20 protein-coding genes and 1 pseudogene are annotated in these 20,117 nt (G+C 64.1%); 5 read left to right on the top strand and 16 right to left on the bottom strand.

Annotated features, from left to right (window positions below):
* Positions 1-134 precede the first annotated feature (134 nt).
* Positions 135-518 (top strand): YkgJ family cysteine cluster protein, encoded by a 384-nt coding sequence (locus NDY25_RS12060; protein WP_168958618.1) that lies wholly within the window; start codon positions 135-137, stop codon positions 516-518.
* Positions 519-662: 144 nt separating this feature from the next.
* Here NDY25_RS12060 and NDY25_RS12055 read toward each other — a convergent pair whose 3' ends face one another.
* The 4 genes from NDY25_RS12055 to NDY25_RS12040 form a co-directional block, all read right to left on the bottom strand.
* Positions 663-1,565, bottom strand: a complete 903-nt coding sequence (locus NDY25_RS12055; RefSeq protein WP_168958619.1) for an alpha/beta fold hydrolase — start codon at positions 1,563-1,565, stop codon at positions 663-665.
* Between the two features lie 139 nt (positions 1,566-1,704).
* Positions 1,705-2,823: a protein adenylyltransferase Fic gene (gene fic, locus NDY25_RS12050; RefSeq protein WP_168958620.1), complete on the bottom strand. Its 1,119-nt coding sequence runs from the start codon at positions 2,821-2,823 to the stop codon at positions 1,705-1,707.
* Positions 2,824-2,996: 173 nt separating this feature from the next.
* The gene (locus NDY25_RS12045; RefSeq protein ID WP_023902138.1) at positions 2,997-4,013 is read right to left on the bottom strand and encodes a 3-oxoacyl-ACP synthase III; all 1,017 of its coding nucleotides are present in this window, start codon (positions 4,011-4,013) and stop codon (positions 2,997-2,999) included.
* A 101-nt stretch (positions 4,014-4,114) separates the two neighbouring features.
* Complete coding sequence (locus tag NDY25_RS12040; protein ID WP_168958621.1) at positions 4,115-4,435, bottom strand: DUF4156 domain-containing protein; 321 nt, start codon at positions 4,433-4,435, stop codon at positions 4,115-4,117.
* Positions 4,436-4,832: 397 nt separating this feature from the next.
* Between NDY25_RS12040 and NDY25_RS12035 the strand changes: the two genes are divergently transcribed.
* Positions 4,833-5,294 carry an XAC0231 family protein gene (locus tag NDY25_RS12035; protein ID WP_168958622.1) on the top strand — a complete coding sequence of 154 codons (462 nt, stop codon included), beginning with the start codon at positions 4,833-4,835 and terminating at the stop codon, positions 5,292-5,294.
* Positions 5,295-5,320: 26 nt separating this feature from the next.
* On the top strand, positions 5,321-5,797 hold the full coding sequence (locus NDY25_RS12030) for a tRNA (cytidine(34)-2'-O)-methyltransferase (protein WP_168958623.1): 477 nt from the start codon (positions 5,321-5,323) through the stop codon (positions 5,795-5,797).
* 155 nt (positions 5,798-5,952) lie between these two features.
* Here NDY25_RS12030 and NDY25_RS12025 read toward each other — a convergent pair.
* From NDY25_RS12025 to poxB, 6 genes and pseudogenes are all read right to left on the bottom strand, one after another.
* Positions 5,953-7,181, bottom strand: a pseudogene (locus NDY25_RS12025) (MFS transporter).
* 104 nt (positions 7,182-7,285) lie between these two features.
* On the bottom strand, positions 7,286-7,900 hold the full coding sequence (locus NDY25_RS12020; RefSeq protein WP_168958624.1) for a hypothetical protein: 615 nt from the start codon (positions 7,898-7,900) through the stop codon (positions 7,286-7,288).
* 132 nt (positions 7,901-8,032) lie between these two features.
* Positions 8,033-8,833: a hypothetical protein gene (locus tag NDY25_RS12015; protein ID WP_168958625.1), complete on the bottom strand. Its 801-nt coding sequence runs from the start codon at positions 8,831-8,833 to the stop codon at positions 8,033-8,035.
* A gap of 364 nt (positions 8,834-9,197) precedes the next feature.
* Positions 9,198-10,535: a sigma-54-dependent transcriptional regulator gene (locus tag NDY25_RS12010; RefSeq protein ID WP_168958626.1), complete on the bottom strand. Its 1,338-nt coding sequence runs from the start codon at positions 10,533-10,535 to the stop codon at positions 9,198-9,200.
* A complete protein-coding gene (locus NDY25_RS12005) occupies positions 10,520-11,962 on the bottom strand; it encodes a sensor histidine kinase (RefSeq protein ID WP_168958627.1) in 1,443 nt (480 codons plus the stop codon). The genes NDY25_RS12010 and NDY25_RS12005 overlap by 16 nt, the downstream gene beginning before the upstream one ends.
* 47 nt (positions 11,963-12,009) lie before the next feature.
* The gene (gene poxB / locus NDY25_RS12000) at positions 12,010-13,719 is read right to left on the bottom strand and encodes a ubiquinone-dependent pyruvate dehydrogenase (protein ID WP_180336557.1); all 1,710 of its coding nucleotides are present in this window, start codon (positions 13,717-13,719) and stop codon (positions 12,010-12,012) included.
* 364 nt (positions 13,720-14,083) lie between these two features.
* Between poxB and NDY25_RS11995 the strand changes: the two genes are divergently transcribed.
* Complete coding sequence (locus NDY25_RS11995) at positions 14,084-14,680, top strand: OmpO family porin (RefSeq protein ID WP_168958629.1); 597 nt, start codon at positions 14,084-14,086, stop codon at positions 14,678-14,680.
* A 301-nt stretch (positions 14,681-14,981) separates the two neighbouring features.
* On the opposite strand, the gene NDY25_RS11990 is transcribed toward NDY25_RS11995, so the two are convergent.
* The 6 genes from NDY25_RS11990 to NDY25_RS11965 form a co-directional block, all read right to left on the bottom strand.
* Positions 14,982-16,007: an NAD(P)H-dependent glycerol-3-phosphate dehydrogenase gene (locus NDY25_RS11990; RefSeq protein WP_168958630.1), complete on the bottom strand. Its 1,026-nt coding sequence runs from the start codon at positions 16,005-16,007 to the stop codon at positions 14,982-14,984.
* Positions 16,008-16,022: 15 nt separating this feature from the next.
* Positions 16,023-16,538 (bottom strand): protein-export chaperone SecB, encoded by a 516-nt coding sequence (gene secB / locus NDY25_RS11985; protein ID WP_006451124.1) that lies wholly within the window; start codon positions 16,536-16,538, stop codon positions 16,023-16,025.
* A 111-nt stretch (positions 16,539-16,649) separates the two neighbouring features.
* Positions 16,650-17,087, bottom strand: a complete 438-nt coding sequence (locus NDY25_RS11980; protein WP_023902123.1) for a rhodanese-like domain-containing protein — start codon at positions 17,085-17,087, stop codon at positions 16,650-16,652.
* Positions 17,088-17,163: 76 nt separating this feature from the next.
* Complete coding sequence (locus NDY25_RS11975) at positions 17,164-17,586, bottom strand: hypothetical protein (RefSeq protein WP_168958631.1); 423 nt, start codon at positions 17,584-17,586, stop codon at positions 17,164-17,166.
* A gap of 27 nt (positions 17,587-17,613) precedes the next feature.
* Positions 17,614-18,084, bottom strand: coding sequence for a YiiD C-terminal domain-containing protein (locus tag NDY25_RS11970; RefSeq protein ID WP_043889635.1), 471 nt, complete (start codon positions 18,082-18,084; stop codon positions 17,614-17,616).
* A 139-nt stretch (positions 18,085-18,223) separates the two neighbouring features.
* Positions 18,224-19,033 carry a glycosyltransferase family 25 protein gene (locus tag NDY25_RS11965; protein ID WP_023902120.1) on the bottom strand — a complete coding sequence of 270 codons (810 nt, stop codon included), beginning with the start codon at positions 19,031-19,033 and terminating at the stop codon, positions 18,224-18,226.
* Positions 19,034-19,253: 220 nt separating this feature from the next.
* Here NDY25_RS11965 and NDY25_RS11960 point away from each other — a divergent pair, with 220 nt between their 5' ends.
* Entirely contained in the window at positions 19,254-20,030 is a 777-nt protein-coding gene (locus tag NDY25_RS11960) for a uroporphyrinogen-III synthase (RefSeq protein WP_256627469.1), read from the top strand.
* Positions 20,031-20,117: the final 87 nt, after the last annotated feature.

Genomic DNA, 20,117 nt, shown 5'->3' with positions numbered 1-20,117 from the left:
CGCGTACATCCGCTTGCCCAACTTACGCAGATGAACCGCTAACAGGCGCGCGTCCGTGCCACTTGTATCGTGGCGTGGTTCGGTCAGAATGCCGCGCTCTCCACGTTGTTTCGCCGCGCAAGGCCCGGCATTCCATGGCACACCCATGCCTCACCTGCGGCGCTTGCTGCGCCTACTTCCGCGTCAGTTTCCACTGGAGCGAAGCCGACCCCGCATTGGGCGGCAGGGTGCCGATCGAGCTGACCGAGTCATTGCGCACGCACGAGCGCGTCATGCGCGGCACCTCGCAATCGCAGCCGCGCTGCATCGCACTCGATGCGGACATCGGTCGCTACAGCCGCTGCAGCATCCACGACCGCCGCCCCTCCTCCTGCGCCGCGGTGCCGGCCTCGCTGGAGTTTGGTGAGCGCAGTGCGCAATGCGACAAGTCGCGATTGGCGCACGGCCTGCATGCGCTCACCGAAACCGATTGGCTGGGTGTGGACGACGCACAGCGCAATCCGCTGCCGCCGCAGTAACGGCTGATCGTTGCGATTAAGTGCGGCATCCACTCGCAGCGACCCACAGAACGACTGGGTGGCCGATTCTCTCCACTTATCCATCCGCTTTTTGCGCGCAGCTTGCACCGCGCCTGCTGCGCCTGCATGAGTAACCAGCGGCGCTTACAGCGGATTGCGCTCCAAAAACGCACGGATCGCCGGCACCAGCACTTCGTGCTTGTCTTCCAGCACGTAGTGATTGGCATCGTCGAACGCGGTGACTTCGGCATTCGGCAATGCCTGACGGAAGCCCGCCAGAAAGTGCTTGTCGAAGCAGATATCGCGCAGCCCCCACGCGATGAAAGCCGGGCGATCCGCAAACGAGGGCAATGCCTGCGCCGAGCGTTCCAGCAGCGACCACGCCTGGTCGGCGGGCGACAGCGGAATGTCCTGCATGAAGCGGATGGTGGAGATGCGGTTGCGCCAGTTGTTGTACGGCGCCACGTAGGCGCGACGCACGGCGGCCGGCATCCGCCGCGATACGCCAAACCACGAAGCGCAGGAGGAAAACGCATTGAACGTGCGGATAAACCACTCGCCCGGCCGCCAATGCCGGCCCATCGCAATCTGCCACGGCATCGGTTTTTCCGGCGGCAACGGGAATGCGGCGGTGTTGGTGATCACCAGCCGCTTGACCTGCGCGTGATGCGACAACGCCCAGCCAAAGCCGATCATGCCGCCCCAATCGTGCACCGCCAACGTGATCGGCCCGCTGATACCCAGATGCCGCAGCAGCGTGTCCAGATCGTCCACGCGCGACTGCAGCGTGTAGTCGTAACGCGGCTGCGCGTCGGGCGCATCGTCCGGCTTGTCGGACAGCCCCATGCCGATATGGTCGGGCACGATGCAGCGATAACGATCCGACAGGCCACTCACCAGGTTCCGCCACAGATAACTCCATGACGGATTGCCGTGCAGCATCACGACGACTTCTCCATCGCGCGGACCTTCGTCCAGATACGACATCGCAATGCCGGGACGCACCTCAAGGCGCTTGGGAGTGAAGGGATAGCCGGGGTAGGTCATGGCAAACGTATCCGATGTGTTTCAAGAGCGTTCGAGAGACGCAGGTAGTGGTCTGGGACAGGTGCAGAAACTGCTTCGCGCATGTCGGCATGCTCCAGCCAGACAGTCAATGCAAGTTTGCTGCCTTGCTCGCTCGGCATCAGTGCTGAATTCTTTGTGGCAACGCATAACGTTGCGCTGCGTGAGTATTGTCGGACAACAGGCGCAAATACGCCGGATGCAGGAACAATTTCTCTTTACCCATGCGCTGCTCGTGCAGTACGCCGATATCCACCAGTTCGCGAAGATAACGCGCTGCAGTTTCACGCTTGGCGATGCCCGCATCCACCACGTTTTGAATACGACAGTAAGGCTGGCTGAAAAGCACATCCACCAGTTCGCGGCTATAAGTTTTCGGGCGCTCGGCACGAACCCACTCACACGCATGCTCATGCAGGTGCCGAATGGCTTCGATCTTGGCGCCGGTCCAGCGTGCGGTATCGGCCACCGCATCCAGCATGTAAGCGACCCATTCGGCCCATGCGCCTTCGTGCGTGACAGCTAGCAGCAAACGGTAGTAATCGGCCTTGTGCTCGATGATGTAACGCGATAAGTACAGCACAGGCTGGTCCAGCAGATCCTGCTCGACCAGCATCAATAGGTTGAGCACACGTCCAGTGCGCCCATTGCCATCGGTGAACGGATGGATGGCCTCGAATTGATAGTGCGCCACTGCCATGCGAATCAGTGGGTCGATCTCGGGCGCGTCATGGATGAAGCGCTCCCAATTGGCCAGCTTTTCGCGTAACACCGCCTCGCCGACCGGGGGCGTATAGATCACGTCACCGGTCTGCTGATTAGCCAATGCAGTGCCAGGTACACGCCGGACCTGCATGTCTGCATTCTTGATGCGAGTGCACACGATCTCTGCGGTGCGGGTGGAGAGCGGGCACGTACGCAGCGAAACAAAGCCCTCCTGCAACGCGGTGCGATAGCGCAAGGCTTCTCGCGTTGCGGGATTGGCAGCGTCTTGATGCTCGGCGTAGCGAAACAGGTCATCCGTGGTGGTGACGATGTTCTCGATCTCCGAACTCGCCTGTGCTTCCAGGATGGGAATGGTATTGATCAACACCGCCGGATTTGGCAAATGTCCGGTGGCTTGGCGAAGCGATGCCAATGCCTTGTGTGCCTCAATACACGCCTTGAGCAACCCCCGAGTCTCAAGCTCCACAGCAGGCGGCAGCGGTGGCAGGTCGTTGTACGGACGCCGGGGATCCATGCGATGCGCTCATGTCGACGGAATCGACATGATGCCTGCGTCATGTCGAAAAAACTCGAATCTCATGCTTGACGAGACAGGCCTGATGGGCAATCAGCGCCTGGCGCGGGCTAGAACGTGGCAACCGCTCGCCGAAAGACTGGCCATCCCATCTCTGAGGTGGCCATGCGGCTTTACCAAACCACTTCCGCCATCGAGCAATTCAGCCCCGACCCAATGCCCATCAGCGCGATCCGGTCGCCCTTCTTCAGGCGGCCCAGCTCCTTGAGCTTGCTGAGCACGATCGGCACCGAGGCCGGGCCGATATTGCCGTGCTCGCCGAAGATGGTCATGACCTTGGCCGGGTCGATGCCGAACGACTTCACGAACGAGGCGGTATGCGGGCGGCTGACCTGATGGATGACGAACTGGTCCAGCTCATCCACCGCCCAGCCCATCGCCTGCTTGGCGGCCAGGAAGGTCTTCTGCGCCAGCTTGATGCCTTCGATCAGCAGCAGCCGGGTGTCGGTGACCATGCGGTCCAGGTTGCCCCGGCACAGCTTGTTCCACTCGGTGGCCGAGCGGGTCACGCCGCCCTTGTAGCGCGGCGCGTCGGGCACCAGCTCGGTGCGCGCCATCACCATGGCCGCAGCGCCGCAGCCTAACGTCAGCGCGGCGAGTTCGTTGCGGAACTCTTCCTCGGTGACGTCCGGCGAGGTCATGCGCTCCAGCGTCTTTTCGTAGACCAGGTTGGCGGTCTCTCCATCCACGACCAGCGCGTAGTCGATCTCGCCGCGCTCCAGCATGCGGGCGGCGATGTCCATGCCGTTGATGAAGGCAAGGCAGGCGTTGGCGACGTCGAAGGTCACGCAGTGGTCGCCGACCCCCAGGTTGCCGGACACGATGGAGGCCGTGGACGGCTCCAGGTAGTCGCGGCTCACCGAGGTGTTGACCAGCAGGCCGATCTTTTCGATGCCGATGCCGGCGTCGATCAGGGCCTTGCGTGCGGCCAGCGTGGCGGCGTCCGATGCCTGGACATCCTGGTCCCACAGGCGCCGTGCATGGATACCGGCAACGTCGCCCAACACGTCGGTCTTGATCCCGAGGCGGTCGTAGGTCGGTTGCAGGCGCTCGTTGATTTCCTTGGAAGTCAGCGTGTGCGGCGCATCAATATGCGCCAGTCCCGCGATGGAGACATTCTGGAAGAGCATCGAAATAGCGCCATGGCGTCAGGCGAGGGGGCGTCAGTCTAGCTGCTGGCCGCTTTTACCGCATCTTTACAATTGAACCGGCCTCGCTCTAGCCCAACGGTTCAGCGCGGCGGGCAGCGGAACGCGTTGAAACGCTGGCTGCCATCGGCCGGCTGGCCCTGCGCCTGGACTGCGTTGGCATTGGCGCCGGGGGCCTCGTTGCGTGCCAGCGTCTCCAGCTCTTCCTGCACCCGCAACGGGTTGCGGTTATAGAAGCCGACCTTGCTCTTGACCGACACCACGACCTCGCCCTGCTGCTGACAGCCAGCTGGCACAGGGCCTGCGGGCAGGACCTGCACGCCCTTGCCGCTTTGTTCGATCGGCACCCAGGTGCAGGCCGCGGTGGTAGCGGCAACCAGAACAGACAGCATGAGCACGCGCATAAGTCTTAGACACCTGTGGGTAAAGCCGGATTGTGCCGCAGTTGCCTGCCGGCAATCAGCGCGTGCCGTGTGCCCGCCATTGAGTCATTCAGCGCGCCGAATATCACCTCCATCGCCCTGACAGCCTCTCCGCTGCGCTGTCCGCAGGCGCTGCGAGCGTCCGGGTGTCCGGACGCGGACATTGCCGCGAACAACAAATCCCTTTGAAATCAATGTACTGATGCTGGCACGCCACTTGCTGTAGTTCATCGGCAAGCAGCCAGCCACATCACCCATTCACCTAAATCTGACTTTCAGCTGAATAAATAAAAAAACACCAAGAAAGTTCTTGCGCATACCGAAATGGTGTTCTACATTACTACCACACCACTTATCACCCACACCAAGAGACCTCACCATGAAGACCCAGACCCTGCGCATCGCCCTCTCCGCCGCCCTGCTCGCCGGCACCGCCCTGGCCGGCTTTGCCCAGGCCGCCAGCCTGACCACGCTGGACACCGTGCAGGTTCGCCCGGCCGCCGACCAGATCGCCCAGCAGACACTGGAGCGGAGCAGCGACATCCGCACCCTGAGCGCCGTGCAGGTGCGTCCGTCGGCCGAGCAACTGGCTGCACTCGCCACCGAACAGGCTGGCCCGCGCATCGTCACCCTGGCGACCGTCCAGGTCCGCCCCTCGGCCGAACAGCGCGCCGATCTGGTGGTTCGCAGCACCGCCGCCAGCGCACACACCGCTTCGGGCCAGGCCGCTGCCGCCATCGGCGCGCTGATGGGCCAGGTCATCGTCAACCTGCCGGTGCCGCAGCTGCAGCCGGCGCCGGTCGAGCTGGAAGCGCTGGTCAACGCCACCCTCAGCCTTTAAGCACGCGCGCAGCTACACTTGCGCGCATGTCAGCACCCGTCCTCGATGTCATCCTGTTTCAACCAGAAATTCCGCCCAACACGGGCAATGTGATTCGCTTGTGCGCCAACACCGGCGCGCGCCTGCACCTGATCGAGCCGCTCGGCTTCGACCTCAGCGACAAGCAGCTCAAACGCGCCGGCCTGGACTATCACGAGTACGCAACCCTGCAGGTGCATGCCGACCTGCCCACTGCACTGGCCGCAATTGCGCCCAAGCGCGTGTTTGCACTGAGTACGCGTAGCAGCGTGCGTTACGACACACCGCAGTTCGCAGATGGCGATGCCTTTTTGTTTGGCCCGGAAACCCGCGGCCTGCCGGCCGATGTACTGGAATCCATCCCGCCACAGCACCGGCTGCGTGTGCCGATGCGACCGGACAACCGCAGCCTCAATCTGTCCAACACGGTTGCGGTCATGGTGTTCGAAGCCTGGCGGCAGTGGGACTTTAGCGGCGGTCGGTAAGTCGCAATGGTCGATACGACTGCACAACCGACGGGCGGCTAATCGCTGCCGGAAAGCGGCGTATCGCGCGCGCCGGTGATGGTTCTGCGCGCAATCCGCACCACTCGATTGTTGCTTGCGATGTTGTGCCTGGGCGCCGCGCTCATGCCACCGCTTCACTGCACCGCTTGCACATCGATCGCTGACCGCAACATGCCGCGGCAGCCTGCCCACAGCGCCACCGCAAACAACGCGATCGCACCCAACGCCAGAAACGCGACGCGATAGCCGAAGGCGTGCGCCAGCCAGCCACCGAATGCCGGGCTCAGCGCCGCGCCCACACCTTGCACCGTCATCACCGCACCCTGACCGACATTGACGCGCCCGGTGCCCTGCAGCAGACGCGCCACCAGCGCCGGCACCACCACGGCCTGCAGGCCGGCACCGAGTCCATCGAGCATCTGCACCGGAAACACGCCCCAGCCCTGGATCAGCGATGCGGCGACCAGCGCGCGCAATGGCAAAGCCATGAACGCCACCAGCAATACCCACCAATGTCCGTGCACGCGGATCCAGCGCATCGCCAACAACGCCACCACCACCATCGTGGCCTGCGCAACCACGATGGTGGTGGCCGTCAGCGCACTTGGGTCGCCCGCATGCGCGGCCACGATCGCCATGCCGTACAACGGCAACATCGCCGCATTGCCCAGATGAAACAGCCCCAAAGTAATCGCCAGCAACGCCAGCGGTCGGCAGGTCAGCAAGACGCGCCAACCGCTGAGAGCGTCCGCGCCATCGGTGTTGCCCAGACCGCGCGCGGCGCGATGGTCGATGGCCGCCGACGGAATCAGCCACACCGCCACGATCGCCAGCACGCCGAAAGCTGCGGTGAGCACAAAGATCGCCGCAAACCCGTACCGCCATCCCAGCCAGCCGGCCAATGGTGCGGCCAGCATGTTGCCGGCATGGTTGGCGACCTGATTGCGCGCCAGTTGATGATCGAACCCACGCGCATGCACCAGCCCCAAGGTGATGCCGGTGAGCGCCGGGCCGATACCGGCTGCCGCCAACGCCGAGACGATCTGTGCGGCGACCACGCCGGAGGACGTCGGCCGCAGCCAGATCAGTGCAGTGCAGTGGCCAACAGAATCGCCAGGCAACCGACGACCACCACGGCACGTTTTCGCCGGGTGGTATCGACCAATGCACCAGCCGGGGTAGTGGCCAACATGCCGGCGATGCCGCCCACGCTCATCACCGTGCCGATCGCCGCCACCGACCAGCCCTTGGATTGCAAAAACACGCTGAGAAACGGCCCCAGCCCGTCCTGCACATCGGCCACGCTGAAATGCAGCGCCTCCAGTGCGCGGCTGCCACGTGGGCGCGGTGTGCTCATGCGCATCGGTGTTCTCCGTTACACGATGGAAAGCGACTGCGCACGCTGGCGTGCATGGCCGACCCGATTGCGATCGCATCGCGCCAACGCGGCAGCCGCATCGCGGGCACCTAGTGCTTGGGCTTTGGTTTATGTGCACCCGGGCCATGCGGATGCTCGATCTGCTTCAGCGACGCGGCCTTGGTGCCCAACGCATGCGCGTGGATCAGCACGCCGTGCGGCGTCACCTGGGTATCGCCTTCTGCCACCAGCGCCTTGCCAACGATCAGCTGCTTGGAAAAGTCGGCGCCAGCATGCGGTGGAAACCGCACCGTGACCCCGTCATCCAGCAACACGCCGTGCACCTGCCCGTGCGGGCCGTGCAGCAACCGCGCAATGGTGCCGCTGTGCTGGGTACGTTGCGGCTTGGGTGGCTTGCCGGCAGGCGGTTTGGGCTTGGGTTTGACGTGCGGCCCATGCGGGCCTTCATCGAGAATGCGCTTGCCGCCTTCCGGATCGATCGCCAGTGCCACCAGCATGTCCACATCGCGCGGCTTGAGACCACGCACGGTCAACGTGCTGCCGGGCTTGAGCGCCTTGAGCAAGGCCGCGGACAGATGCGGCGGCGTGTGCACTTCGGTGCCGTCGGTCAGCAGCAGGCCATCGATATCGGCCTTGGGATTGAGCAGAAAGCGCGCCAGCGTGCCGCGGGTTTCGGGAAGGAAATCAGGATCGACCCAATGCATGAAAGAACTCCAACGAAAGTAGAACCGGCCAACGCCGGCAAGCCGCGCCCGTCGCCACGCATGACACGTGGCAGGAAAGGCGCATAGAGAGGAACGGTGTGAGCGCCGCCGCGTGTGCGACGGCGCTTTGGATCAACGCGGCGCCGGAGCCGGCGGTGGCGGTGCGGCCGGCGGGACAGGCGGCGTCGGTGGTGCGGGCGGCACCGGACCATCCGGGCGCGGAGGACTGAACAAGGCGCGCTGCGAGGCACGATCGCGACCCAACTGCGTGGCTTCGATGGCGCGGCCGGCCTTCGTGGCGACACCGAATCCGCTCACGCTCAATGGCGCACCGGTGCGCAACAAATCGCCGAACTGCAGCGCCAGATGCGGCGGCATCCGCACCAGCGTGCCATCGCTCAGCAATGCGCCATTGGTCTCGCCACCGGGGCCATAGACCAACCGCTCGATGCGTCCCTCGGCCTGCAACGGCGTCAATGCGGCGGGCGCCGGAGGCGCGGGCGGCATGGCGGCGGTCGTCGGCGGGCGGTCGACCACCTCGCGCCCACCACGCGTGGAACGGATGCTGCTGGCACGTAGCACCGGCAGGCTGCCCAGGCGATACCCCTGCACGGTGACCGCATCGCCACGGCGCACGGCTGCCTGCAGTTCGCCGGACAGATGCGGCGCAAACGCCACCTGGGTGCCATCGCGCAACCACAGGCCATCGACCTCGCCATTGGGATTGAGCATGAAGCGCTCGACGGTGCCGGTCACACTCACCGGGGTAGCGGCTACCGGTGCAGGTGGCGCGGGCGGCATCGGCGGCGCCGGTGGTGGCGTGCCAACCGGCGGACGCGGGGCAACCGGTGCGGCCGGCGCTGCAGGAACCTGCGCGGCGGCGGTCGCCACGCTGCAGGCCAGTGCGAAAGCGAGTGCGGTCTGACGAATCATGTGATGTCTCCAGAGCGGCAGGAGCGCCGCTTGCCCTGAAGACAAAGCAGCAATCGTGCCAACGTCGAATGCGTTGTTTTTCAAGGGTTTTGCACATGCAGTTGGACGAATGAGCGTCTGCGTTTCATACACCACTGTCCGCTTTGCAGACACTTTTCAGCCTCGTTATGCATGACTGTGCGAAAGCAAGCACTCTCCTGGCGCAAGATCTGCTGTGGACATCAGTGGCCAAGCACTGCGTGTGGAAAAGGCGGCATGCAATCACCCACATGTGCGCGTGTTGCTGTGCGCGTACTGCATCGCAGCCAAAACACCGACTACGCCAGCCTGCAAACATCGCATTCGGGTTTTATCGCTGCGCTTACTACAACCCATACTCATCGAGCTTGCGATACAGCAGCTGGCGATGAATGCCGAGCCGGCGCGCGGCTTCGGCGCGGTTACCGCCACTGTGCGCCAATGCGTCGTGGATCATCTGCTTTTCCAGACGCGCTACTGCCTCGGGCAAGGTGCCTTCCAGCGGCGCCGTCGTCATGGGTTGCTCGGCACTGTGACCAAGCGCCTCGTCCAGATCCTCGGCGGTGATGCTGTGGCCACGCACCAGCAGCTGACTGCGTTGCATGACATTCCGTAGCTCACGCACGTTGCCGGGCCACGGATAGACCAGCAGCCGCGCTTGCGCGTCCGGCGACAACGCACGCGCTGCGCCTTCGCCGGTGCGCAGAAAATACTGCGCAAGCAGCAAGATGTCCTGCCCGCGTTCGCGCAGCGGCGGCAGCTCGATCGGCACCACATTCAGGCGATAACGCAGGTCGCTGCGAAACTGCCCAGCCGCCACCCACGCGGCCAGATCGCGATGCGTGGCCGCCAGCACGCGCACATCCACCTTCTGCGCGCCGCGGCCACCCAGGGGCGTCACTTCGCCTTCCTGCAGAAAGCGCAACAACTTGGCCTGCATCGGCAGCGGCATGTCGCCGATCTCGTCCAAAAACAGCGTGCCGCCATCGGCTTCGCGAATCAGGCCGATGCGGTCGCCGGTCGCTCCGGAAAACGCGCCCTTGCGATGGCCGAACAACTCGCTCTCCATCAACTCCAACGGAATCGCCGCGCAATTGACCGCCACGAACGCCGCATTCGCGCGTGCGCTGGCAAGATGCAAGGCGCGCGCAGCCAGCTCCTTGCCGGTGCCGGTCTCGCCTGTGATCAACACCGGCAAATCGGAGGCTGCCGCCAGCCCGATGCGTTTGTGCACGTTACGCATCGCCGGGCTGTGGCCGACCAGGGCATCGTCGTCTTCAGACAGCTCGGTCACCGCGGCATCGGCGTCGGTGTCAGCGCGACTTGCCAATGCACGCTCCACCACCTCGACGATATCCGCGCGCCCCACCGGTTTGACCAGGTGATCGAACGCACCCAGCGTCATCGCTTCGATGGTGTTGCCGCTGGACGCGTACGCGGTGAGCATCACCAACGGCACCTGACGCGCACGGGCATCGTCCGCACGTGCGCGCAACACCGCAATGCCATCCATCCCGGGCATGCGGAAGTCCACGAACGCCAACGCGATACCGCCCTCGTTCAAGCGCGCCAATCCATCGGCGCCGTTATCGACCGCGATCACCGTATGGCCGAGCGAGCGCAGCGTGGCCTGCAAGATGGCAAGAAACGCCGCGTCGTCATCGATGATCAGGATGCGCGCCATGGCAGCTCCACAATGAAATGGGTCATGCCATCGGCATGTACGTAACGCACCTGTCCGCCATGCGCGCGCGCGATCTCGCGCACCAGGGCAAGGCCGAGGCCATTGCCATCGCTGCGACCGCTGACGAACGGCTCGAACAACTGCGCTGCAATGGTCTCGGCGATAGCCGCGCCACGATTGCAGACCTGTAGCTGCAACAAATCATCGCTGGCGCTTGCCTCCAACGTCACCGTGCTGCCTGCGTCGGCATGCTGCAACGCGTTGCGCAGCAGATTGTGCACGGCGCGCCCGAGCTGCTGCGTGTCGAGCGTCCATTGCAACGGCATAGCAGGCACGCGCAGCTGTGGCGCAGGCGTGCCTGGCGGTAGCAAGGCCGGATCGAGCAAGGTCGCCAACCAGTCCTGCACCACCACCGTTTCCAACTGCAGGCGGATCGGCTGCACCATGCCGAGCAGGCTTTCGACCACCCCATCCAGGCGACGGATCTGCCCCAGCATCAACGCGCCATGTGCTGCATCGTCCGGCGTGCTCTGCCGCCTGGCGATGTCGTTTTCCACCGCCAGACGCATGGTGGCGATGGGGTTGCGAATCTCATGCGCCACCGTCGCTGTCAGGCGGCCCAGCGCGGCCAGACGTTCGTGCCGGGATAGCTCGTCGGCCAACCGTCGTGTCTGCGCCAGCGCTTGCGCATTACGCTGTGCATAGTCGCTCACCGCAGCGCCCAACCGATCCAGCTCGGGTGCGCCGGTGACCGGAATCTGCGGGAGCTCGGTATCGGCGGCGAGCGCCTGCTGGATCCGCTGCAGGCGCTGACTCCAACGCCGTACCACCACACCTAACGCAATCGCCGACACCGCCACCATGGCGAAGATCAGCAGCATGCCGATCACCAACGGACGCCAGGCATCGGAGGTGCTCGCCGGCACTCGCGACATGGTCCATGCGGCGGTGCCCGAGGCCAGCGGGCAGGCGCTGATCAACACCACTTCGCGGCTGCCATCGCGACGAAATTCCACCGCCTTGTTGCCCACTGCGCTCTGCCGCGCGGTACTGACGATCGTGGTCCACTCGGCGGCGGGGATATCGGTCTTGTGATCGCTGCCGTCGTAAGTGGGATAGGCGTACGCAATGAATCCCTTGTCGAGATTCCACACCCCACCTTCCACGCCGGGCGCATCGGCCAGCACCAACTGCACCACCACCGCCGCCAGCCCGGCCCCGTTGTCGCCACTGCGCGCGGCCTCGCTTGCACCGGCGTAGCGCTGCACGATGCGCGTGCACTGCGCGGTCAATTGCTGGCGCGCCTCATCCAGTCGCACGCCCTCTGTCTGTCGGTACAGGCCATACAACAGCGTGGCCACGCCCACGCAGGCGGCCAGGATCACCACCCAGATCAACAGCAATTGGCGCAACAACGAACGAGGCATGCGAAAGGATCCGATGAAGACGTGCAGTGGCGAACGCGGCGATGGCGTTAACGCATATTGGTCTTGACCAGATCGATCACCTCATCGCCGCGCCCGCTCATCACCGCCTTGAGCAGATACAGGCCCATCCCCTTGGCCTGTTCCAGCTTGATCGCCGGCGGCACTGCCAGTTCCTGCGTGGCGATGCGCACATCCACCAACGCCGGGCCGGAATGTGCAAAAGCCTGCCGCAATGCGCGCTCCAGTTGCGAGGACTCATCGACGCGAATACCCAGAATGCCCATCGCATTGCTCATCGCCGCAAAGTCCGGATTACGCAACTCGGTACCGGTGTCCAGGTAACCGGCGGCCTTCATCTCCATCGCCACAAATCCCAGCGAGGCATTGTTGAACACCACGATCTTCACCGGCAGACGCAGCTGCGCCAGCGAGATGAAGTCGCCCATCAACATCGCAAAGCCGCCATCGCCAGACAGCGAAATCACCTGACGACCCGGAAACGCCGCTTGCGCACCCAGCGCCTGCGGCATCGCATTGGCCATCGAACCGTGATTGAAAGAACCAAGCAACCGGCGTTGTCCGTTCATGCGCAGATAGCGCGCGGCCCACACTGTTGGCGTGCCGACATCGCAGGTAAACACTGCATCCTGGTCGGCAATCTGGCTGATCATCCGCGCCACGAATTGCGGATGCAGCGGCTCGCCCGGGTCTGCCGGCACTGCCAGATCGTCCAGCCCCTCGCGCGCCTTGCGGTAATGCGCAAGCGATTTCTCCAGGAAGTCGCGCTTCTCGCGTCGCTGCAATTGCGGCAGCAGGGCGGCAATGGTTTCGCCCACATCCGCTGCGATACCCAGCTGCAAGGGCGTGCGCCGTCCCAGTGCGCCCGGGTCGCGATCCACCTGCACGATGGTCGCGTCCTTCGGGTAGAACTGCCGATACGGGAAATCCGTACCCAGCATGATCAAGGTGTCGCAGTTGAGCATCGCGTGGTAGCCGGAACTAAAACCGATCAAACCGGTCATGCCGACATCGAACGGGTTCTCCCACTCCACATATTCTTTCCCGCGCAACGCGTGCACGATCGGCGCGCCCAGGGTGTCGGCCAATGCCACCACAGCATCGTGCGCACCTGCGCAACCGCTGCCGCACAACAGCGTGATCGCCTCGCTTTGCTGCAACAACTCGGCCAACTGCGCCACGTCTTCGGCGGCTGGCAACACGCGCGGCTGGCGCAGTTGCGGCCAGGCGCTCGACACATGCTTGTCCATTTCCAGCAACGCGATATCGCCGGGGATCACCACCACCGCCACACCTTGCTGCAGGATGGCGGTGCGCATCGCCCGATGCAGCACTTCCGGCAGCTGCGCCGGGTTGGTCACCAACTCCACGAAGTGACTGCACTCGCGGAACAACTCCTGCGGATGGGTCTCCTGAAAATAACTCAGCCCGATCTCGGACGAGGGAATATGCGCGGCGATCGCCAGCACCGGCTGACGGCTGCGATGGCAATCGAACAGCCCGTTGATCAAGTGCAGATTGCCCGGCCCGCAGCTGCCCGCACACACGGCCAGCTGGCCGGTCACCGCCGCCTCGGCGCCAGCGGCGAATGCGGCGACTTCTTCGTGGCGCACATGCATCCACTCGATCGTCTGCATCTCACGCAAGGCATCGGTCAAGCCGTTGAGGCTGTCGCCGGTCACACCCCAGATCCGCTCCACACCCGCGCTCTGCAGCGTCTCGGCCAAAAACCGCGCCAACGTCTTTTTCTTCGCCACGATGCAGCTCCAGAGATGTTCAACAAGCCTGCATGGTCCCAGCCGCAGCGTCAGTACAATGTCCTCGCCTCAATGCAGATGGCAAAAATCGCTGCAAAACAGGTGCTTCTACACGCGCATCTCACATTGGCGCGAGGTAACTCTCACCCCATCACGCTTTGCGTGTGCGCTACACGCATTGCAGCTTGATGACAAAAACCGGAACTGAACCAGGCGCGATGATTCATGCACCAGTCAGTTAAAAATTCATGTCGCGTTCCATCGAATAACGGAGAATTTACATCTCGGCAGCGAACGGCATCCGCCTCAGCGCCGGCCCAAATCAATAAGTACAGGTATCTCGATCATGAAGACTTCTTTGCTGGCCCTCGGCCTTCTCGCAGCTCTGCCGTTTGCGGCCTCCGCTGCTGAAAACCTCTCCTACAACTTCGTCGAAGGCGACTATGTGCGCACTCCGACCGAAGGTCGCGACGCCGATGGTTGGGGCGTGAAGGGCTCCTACGCCATCACCCCGAACATCCACGTGTTCGGCGATTACAGCAAGCAGAACGCTGACGACAACAACAACGTGTTCGAAAGCTCCAACACCGACTTCCAGCAATGGGGCGTGGGCGTGGGCTACAACTACGAAGTGGCCACCAGCACCGACCTGCTGGCGCGCGTTGCCTACCGCAAGCTGGACCTGGACACCCCGAACATCAACTTCGATGGTTTCAGCGTCGAAGCTGGCCTGCGTAACTCGTTCGGCGAGCATTTCGAAGTCTACGCTCTGGCTGGCTACGAAGATTTCTCCAAGAAGCGTGGCGTCGATCTGGACGACACCTTCTACGGCCGCCTTGGCGCCCAGGTGAAGTTGAACCAGAACTGGGGCATCAACGGCGACATCCGTATGGATGGCGACGGCAACAAGGAATGGTCGGTCGGCCCGCGTTTCAGCTGGTAAGCCGCACGTTTAACGCAACGCGACTCTCTCTCCCGCGTTGCATTGGAAGCCCGGTCCCACGACCGGGCTTCTTTCTTTTGTGCGATTGGATGATTGCAATGCAGCGCACTCGATCGCTAGATGCCGTGTGTACGGGCTGTTGCGCTAGAACGTAACGCGCAGCACGTTTACGTGGCTGCGACGCGACAAGCTTTGGCCTCGATACACGCAACGACAAGTGCGCAAACACTAAAAAGCCCGGCATTGCCGGGCTTTTTAGTGTCTTCACTCCACCACGCGATACGCGAGCGTTACCGACCAATCAGGTAAACAACGCCTGCGGATACTCGGGCTTGCGCTCGCGCGCCAACAGTTCCTTCAATGCCGCTTCCGGTGTGATCTCGCCATGCAGTACGGCACGTACGGCGTTGGAGATCGGCAGTTCGATGCCGTGATGCTCGGCCTGGCGCATGACCTCGTCGGCGGTTTGCACCGACTCGACCACCTGACCGATCTCGCGGATCGCATCGTTCAAGCTCTGCCCGCGCCCCAACGCCAATCCCAGCCGCCGGTTGCGCGACAGATCGCCGGTGCAGGTCAGCACCAGATCGCCCAATCCGGCCAGGCCCATCAAGGTCTCCGGACGCGCACCGATCACCGCCGCCAAGCGCAGCATCTCGTTCAAGCCACGCGTGATCAGACCGGCGCGTGCATTGAGGCCCAGCTGCATGCCATCGGCCACGCCGGTGGCCACGGCCAGCACGTTCTTCATCGCGCCACCGAGTTCGGCGCCCACCATGTCATCGCCGGTATAGGCGCGGAAGGTGGGGCCATGCATGGCGTCGGCCACCACTTGCGCGAACGCCGCATCGTCGCCGTGCACGGTGATGGCGGTCGGCAGCCCAAGCGTGACTTCCTTGGCGAAGGACGGCCCGGTCACCACGGCCAGTGGCACGCTGGGGCCGAGGATGGCGCGCGCCACTTCGTGCAGGAACCGCCCGGAACCGGGTTCGAATCCCTTGGTCGCCCACGCAACGCCGGCACCGGCCGGACGCAACGGTGCAATCAATTGGATCGTTTCGGTAAACGCATGCGAGGGCACCACGACCAGGATCCAGCTTGCATCGGCAACGGCCAGCTGCAGGTCGGTGGTCGCGCGCAAGCTCTCGGGCAATGGAATACCCGGCAGATACCGCACGTTTTCGTGATTGCGGTCGATGGCATCCGCCATCGCCGTATCGCGCCCCCAGAGCACGGTCGGGTGACCGTGTCTGGCAAGCAGCGCGGCTAGGGCCGTGCCCCAGGAACCGGCGCCGAGGACGGCGATCTTGTGCTTCGAATCGCTCATCGGCGCACGCAACGCTTAGGCGTTGCCAGCCGGCTCGGAATCGGCCAGCGAGGTGCCTTCGCCCTGCGAGCGCTGGCGCAGGGTTTCTGCGTACAGGGCTTCGAAGTTGATCGGCTGCAGGTAGAACGGCGGGAAGCCGCCGGCCTGGATCAGGTCGCTGACCAGGGTGCGCACATACGGGAACAGGATGTTCGGGCACTGGGTGCCGAGCAGCACGTCGATCGCCTGCGGCTCCAGGCCTACCAGGCCGAACACGCCGGCCTGCTGCACTTCGGCCACGTAGGCGGTCTTGCCACCGGCGGTGCAGGTCAGGGTCACGGCCAGCACGACTTCGAAGGCGTTGTCGTTGAGGCGCTGCACCTTCTGATTGAGGTTCAGCTGCAGCTCGGGCTGGTTGGCATCGTTGAAGACGGCCGGTGCGTTCGGCGATTCGAAAGAAACGTCCTTGACGTAAATCTTCTCGATGGTGAAAGCGGGGCCAGCAGCGGCGTCGGCCGGCGCAACGGCGCCGTTGATGATTTCGTCGGACATTCCTAACTCCAAAAAACGGTTCGGTGGATGCAGCGTTGAATGATGCAGACGTGAAAGCGCGAGTCTCTCACGCAAGCAATGGGGACTTGCCTGGCGCCGTACAAGGTGAGATCAGGCGCGACCCTTGACCAGCGGCAGCTCGGCGATCTGCCAGGCAGCCACACCGCCATCGAGCCAGTACACCTTCTCGAAGCCGGCCTTCTTGAGCGTCTTGGCCGCGCCTGCCGAGGCGTTGCCGTTACGGCAGACCACCACCACGGGGGAGGCCTTGGCGTTGGCAAGCAATTTGCCGGCCGGGTCGAACTTGGCCAGCGCCACATTGCGGCTGCCGGCGATATGGCCTTTTTCGAAATCGGCGGTGGGCGACAGGTCGATCACCAGCGCGTTCTCGCTGTTGATCAAACGGGTCAGCTCGGCCGGCGTGAGTGCGCGATACCCACGGAACAGGCGCGCGACCTCGGTGACGATCAGGGCGATGGTCAAGCCCACCAGGGCCAGCGACAACATGGGGTTGCGGCCGACAAAGGCCTGCAGCTCTTCGAAATTCACGGGGTCAGGGTCGTTCAAGCGGGCGGGAATTGTCGCACAGCTGGCGCACGCGACGGCCAGGGCGCAGCAGTGCGGGCTACTGGCCCTGCCACAGATCGGGCAGGCCGCTGGCCAGCCACCAGCGTTTGCGCTCGGCGTCCCAGCGCCACAGCTCGATGCTGCGCACCAGCCGCTCGGCCTGGGTGTTGCGGTTGATCACCCGCAATTCCACCTCGCGGCGCAGGTCGCCATTGACGTCTTCGCCCACCCGCACCTCGCGGTAGCCGGAGATTTGCACCTGTTCGTAGCGCGAGCGCTCCAGATCGCTGAGTGGATGCGCCAAGGCATACGTGGGTTCGACAAAGCTCTGCGCGGTGTCGAAGTCGCTCCAGCGCACCGCGGCCGTGTAGGCGGCCTGGGTGGTCTCCAGCGCGCGCGCCTGGGCACGGCTGCCGGCACACACCACACCGCTCACCATCGCCAGCCCGAGCAACAGCATTGCCCCCATCACTGCACGCATGCGTATTCCCCGAATCCAGCCCGCATCCTACCGTTTTGGAAACGCCACGAAGCGCCCGCTCAGCGTCGCCGCTGCCGCGCCCGATCCCAGTGCGATCTGCGCACGCATGCCGATGCGCGCCTTGCCGCGTTGGCGGAAGGTGGCCAAAAACGCATCCCAACTGCCCATCTCGGATGGCTCGGCATTGGCGACCAGGTCTTCGTACACCGGTGCGACGTAGCGCAGCTGGCTGTCGGCCACGTACACATCGGCGCTGTGTCCGGCCAATTGCAGTTGCAGGGTCAGCCAGCCCCAACTGGCCAGCGTCATCAGCGAGGCCAGGCTGCCGCCGAACGCGTTGGCCTTGTCGTTGACGTTGGCCTGCAGCGGCGCACGCAAGCGCAGCGCGCCGTCATGCAAGCCATCGACGGCAATGCCCATCGACAGCACCGGCGGCATGGCAATGAATTGCTGCTGCAGCGACTGCAGGGCGGATGCGAGCGTGCACGAAGGAGTCATCGGCGAAGGCTGAAAGACGGCGAAGGGCGGCATCATGCCGCAATGTTCTGCGAGCGTCTTGTGCACTGAAATACATGCGGTACCGCATGGTAAAACACGTTCAGCGCTGTCTCGTTGGAGGCCTTCGCTATCGCGCCGCTCAGGGCGCGAACACCACCTTGCGATAGCCCTGCGCCACACGCAACAACGCGGTCGCTTTCGCCTTCCAATGCGCACTGCGCTGCTTCTGCGCCTGCGTCAGCGGCGCATCAATGGTGCTGGTGAACACGATCTGCTCCGGGGCGTTGTGGAAGAACTTGTCCTGGATGCAGGCCGCCGGCGAGAGCTGATAGGTGGACAACTGCTGTGCGACCGGCGATTCGTTCCAGCCGAACAGAAAAATATCGGCCATGGTGTGCCAGCGCGCTTCGGCGGCCAGCAACAAGCGTGCCGCATCGCGGCTGATGATCAGCGCGCCGGCGCACACCGGCCAGCAGTGCTGATAGGTGGATGGACGCACCAGGCGCAGCTGACGCCCGCCGATGTCGGCGACCTTGCTATCGAGCTTGATGCGGTTGTAGGACGGTTCCAGCCGCACGATGCTGTTGCCCGCCGGTAGCCACTCGGTGCTGCGCAACAGCGCCGGCAGCGCGTCGGACAGATGCATGTCGTCTTCGAAGATGGCGGTGTAGGCGTCATCAGAGTCCGCCGCGATGCGCCACGCGGCCTGATGGCTCAGAAAGCAGCCGATGTTGGAAGCGGTCCACTTGCGCGGGCCGGTGCTGAAGCCATCCCCGGAACCTTCCAGCGGGCGTTCGCGCACGAAATCGGCGATCTGCTCGGGCGTCAGCGTGGCGCCGTCGAAGGCGGGAATGCGCTCGAACGGCATGCCCAGCGCTTGGAACCGCGCCGACATGGCCTGCAAACGGTCGCTACTGCGCTGCATGTTGATGAGGTAGGACTTGATCACGGTACTACTCCGGCGTGGCTGTCGAGGCGGATCGTGGCCGGATCCACGAGATTTACAAGAGGTTACGAAATGAGACACCCGTCTCATTCATGAACGCCGGCAATTTCGCCTGCAAACGCTGCTGCGAGTGACGGCATTCCGGTCCGATGAGATCGCCACCGGCGACATCGGCGCGGTGGCATCTCGCCCTGACGCCGTCACGTTCTCGCATAATCGTGAGATGACCCGGCCCACCTCCTCGACCGACGCCTGGACCCTGATCTCGCTGCGGCCCAGCGGTGAGCACGCGCCACTGCGGCGGGCCGCCGCCCGGCATGGCGGACGGCTGCTCGCGCTGTCGCCGTGGCGGCTGCAGACCAACGACACTGCACAGGCACGGGCTGCACTGGAGCAAGCGCTGCAGGCACCGATCGCGGTATTCACCAGCCCGGCAGCGGTGCACGCCGCGCAGCGTCTTTCACCGCTGCAGCGGCCAGCGCAGGCGCAATGGGTGAGTGTGGGAGAGGGCACCGCACGCGCATTGCAGGCCTGTGGGATCGATGCAGTGGTGCGCCCTGCGCGCATGGATAGCGAAGGACTGCTGGCACTGCCACTGTTCGAGCCGCCATTGCAGACAGTCGCACTGATCACTGCGCCAGGCGGGCGCGGCATGCTGGCACCGGCATTGGAGCAGCGTGGCGCCCATGTCTTGCGCGCCGATGTCTATCAACGCGTCGCGCTGCGATTGCGCGCATCGGCCGTGCAGGCCCTGGCCAGTGCACCGCCGCGCAGCGTGCTGGCATTGAGCAGCGCCGAAGCACTATCGCTGGTGTTGGAGCAATTGCCCGCAGCGTTGGTCGATGCCTGGCGACTCCATCAGGTAGTGGCCTCCAGCGAGCGCATGCGCGCATCCGCACATGCCGCCGGCTTCACGCATGTGGTGCGCGCCGCAGGTCCACTGCCCGAGCAATTGGCCGCAGCCGCTGCAGCGATCGTGACACCATCACGACCTTGCTGAACTCCGAATCCATTCAGCGCTTGCGGGCGTCTGCTGCGGCACGCCATGCTGTACCAGATGACTGCGGCGCATGCGCCAGTCGTGACC

The sequence above is a fragment of the Xanthomonas hortorum pv. pelargonii genome (assembly GCF_024499015.1).
GTDB lineage: Bacteria > Pseudomonadota > Gammaproteobacteria > Xanthomonadales > Xanthomonadaceae > Xanthomonas > Xanthomonas hortorum_B.
Note: the sequence above shows the minus strand (reverse complement) of the source record. Positions and strands in the feature narration are given on the sequence as shown.

What these genes read in the sequence shown, in the direction of transcription:
- NDY25_RS12055 (WP_168958619.1), bottom strand. Translation starts at nt 1,565, where the DNA reads ATGACCTACCCCGGCTATCCCTTCACTCCCAAGCGCCTTGAGGTGCGT.
- NDY25_RS12005 (WP_168958627.1), bottom strand. Translation starts at nt 11,962, where the DNA reads ATGCCTCGTTCGTTGTTGCGCCAATTGCTGTTGATCTGGGTGGTGATC.
- NDY25_RS12040 (WP_168958621.1), bottom strand. Translation starts at nt 4,435, where the DNA reads ATGCGCGTGCTCATGCTGTCTGTTCTGGTTGCCGCTACCACCGCGGCC.
- NDY25_RS11970 (WP_043889635.1), bottom strand. Translation starts at nt 18,084, where the DNA reads ATGACTCCTTCGTGCACGCTCGCATCCGCCCTGCAGTCGCTGCAGCAG.
- fic (WP_168958620.1), bottom strand. Translation starts at nt 2,823, where the DNA reads ATGGATCCCCGGCGTCCGTACAACGACCTGCCACCGCTGCCGCCTGCT.
- NDY25_RS11990 (WP_168958630.1), bottom strand. Translation starts at nt 16,007, where the DNA reads ATGAGCGATTCGAAGCACAAGATCGCCGTCCTCGGCGCCGGTTCCTGG.
- NDY25_RS12015 (WP_168958625.1), bottom strand. Translation starts at nt 8,833, where the DNA reads ATGATTCGTCAGACCGCACTCGCTTTCGCACTGGCCTGCAGCGTGGCG.
- NDY25_RS11975 (WP_168958631.1), bottom strand. Translation starts at nt 17,586, where the DNA reads ATGCGTGCAGTGATGGGGGCAATGCTGTTGCTCGGGCTGGCGATGGTG.
- NDY25_RS12060 (WP_168958618.1), top strand. Translation starts at nt 135, where the DNA reads ATGGCACACCCATGCCTCACCTGCGGCGCTTGCTGCGCCTACTTCCGC.
- NDY25_RS12010 (WP_168958626.1), bottom strand. Translation starts at nt 10,535, where the DNA reads ATGGCGCGCATCCTGATCATCGATGACGACGCGGCGTTTCTTGCCATC.
- NDY25_RS12030 (WP_168958623.1), top strand. Translation starts at nt 5,321, where the DNA reads ATGTCAGCACCCGTCCTCGATGTCATCCTGTTTCAACCAGAAATTCCG.
- NDY25_RS11960 (WP_256627469.1), top strand. Translation starts at nt 19,254, where the DNA reads ATGACCCGGCCCACCTCCTCGACCGACGCCTGGACCCTGATCTCGCTG.
- NDY25_RS11995 (WP_168958629.1), top strand. Translation starts at nt 14,084, where the DNA reads ATGAAGACTTCTTTGCTGGCCCTCGGCCTTCTCGCAGCTCTGCCGTTT.
- NDY25_RS12035 (WP_168958622.1), top strand. Translation starts at nt 4,833, where the DNA reads ATGAAGACCCAGACCCTGCGCATCGCCCTCTCCGCCGCCCTGCTCGCC.
- NDY25_RS12020 (WP_168958624.1), bottom strand. Translation starts at nt 7,900, where the DNA reads ATGCATTGGGTCGATCCTGATTTCCTTCCCGAAACCCGCGGCACGCTG.
- NDY25_RS12045 (WP_023902138.1), bottom strand. Translation starts at nt 4,013, where the DNA reads ATGCTCTTCCAGAATGTCTCCATCGCGGGACTGGCGCATATTGATGCG.
- secB (WP_006451124.1), bottom strand. Translation starts at nt 16,538, where the DNA reads ATGTCCGACGAAATCATCAACGGCGCCGTTGCGCCGGCCGACGCCGCT.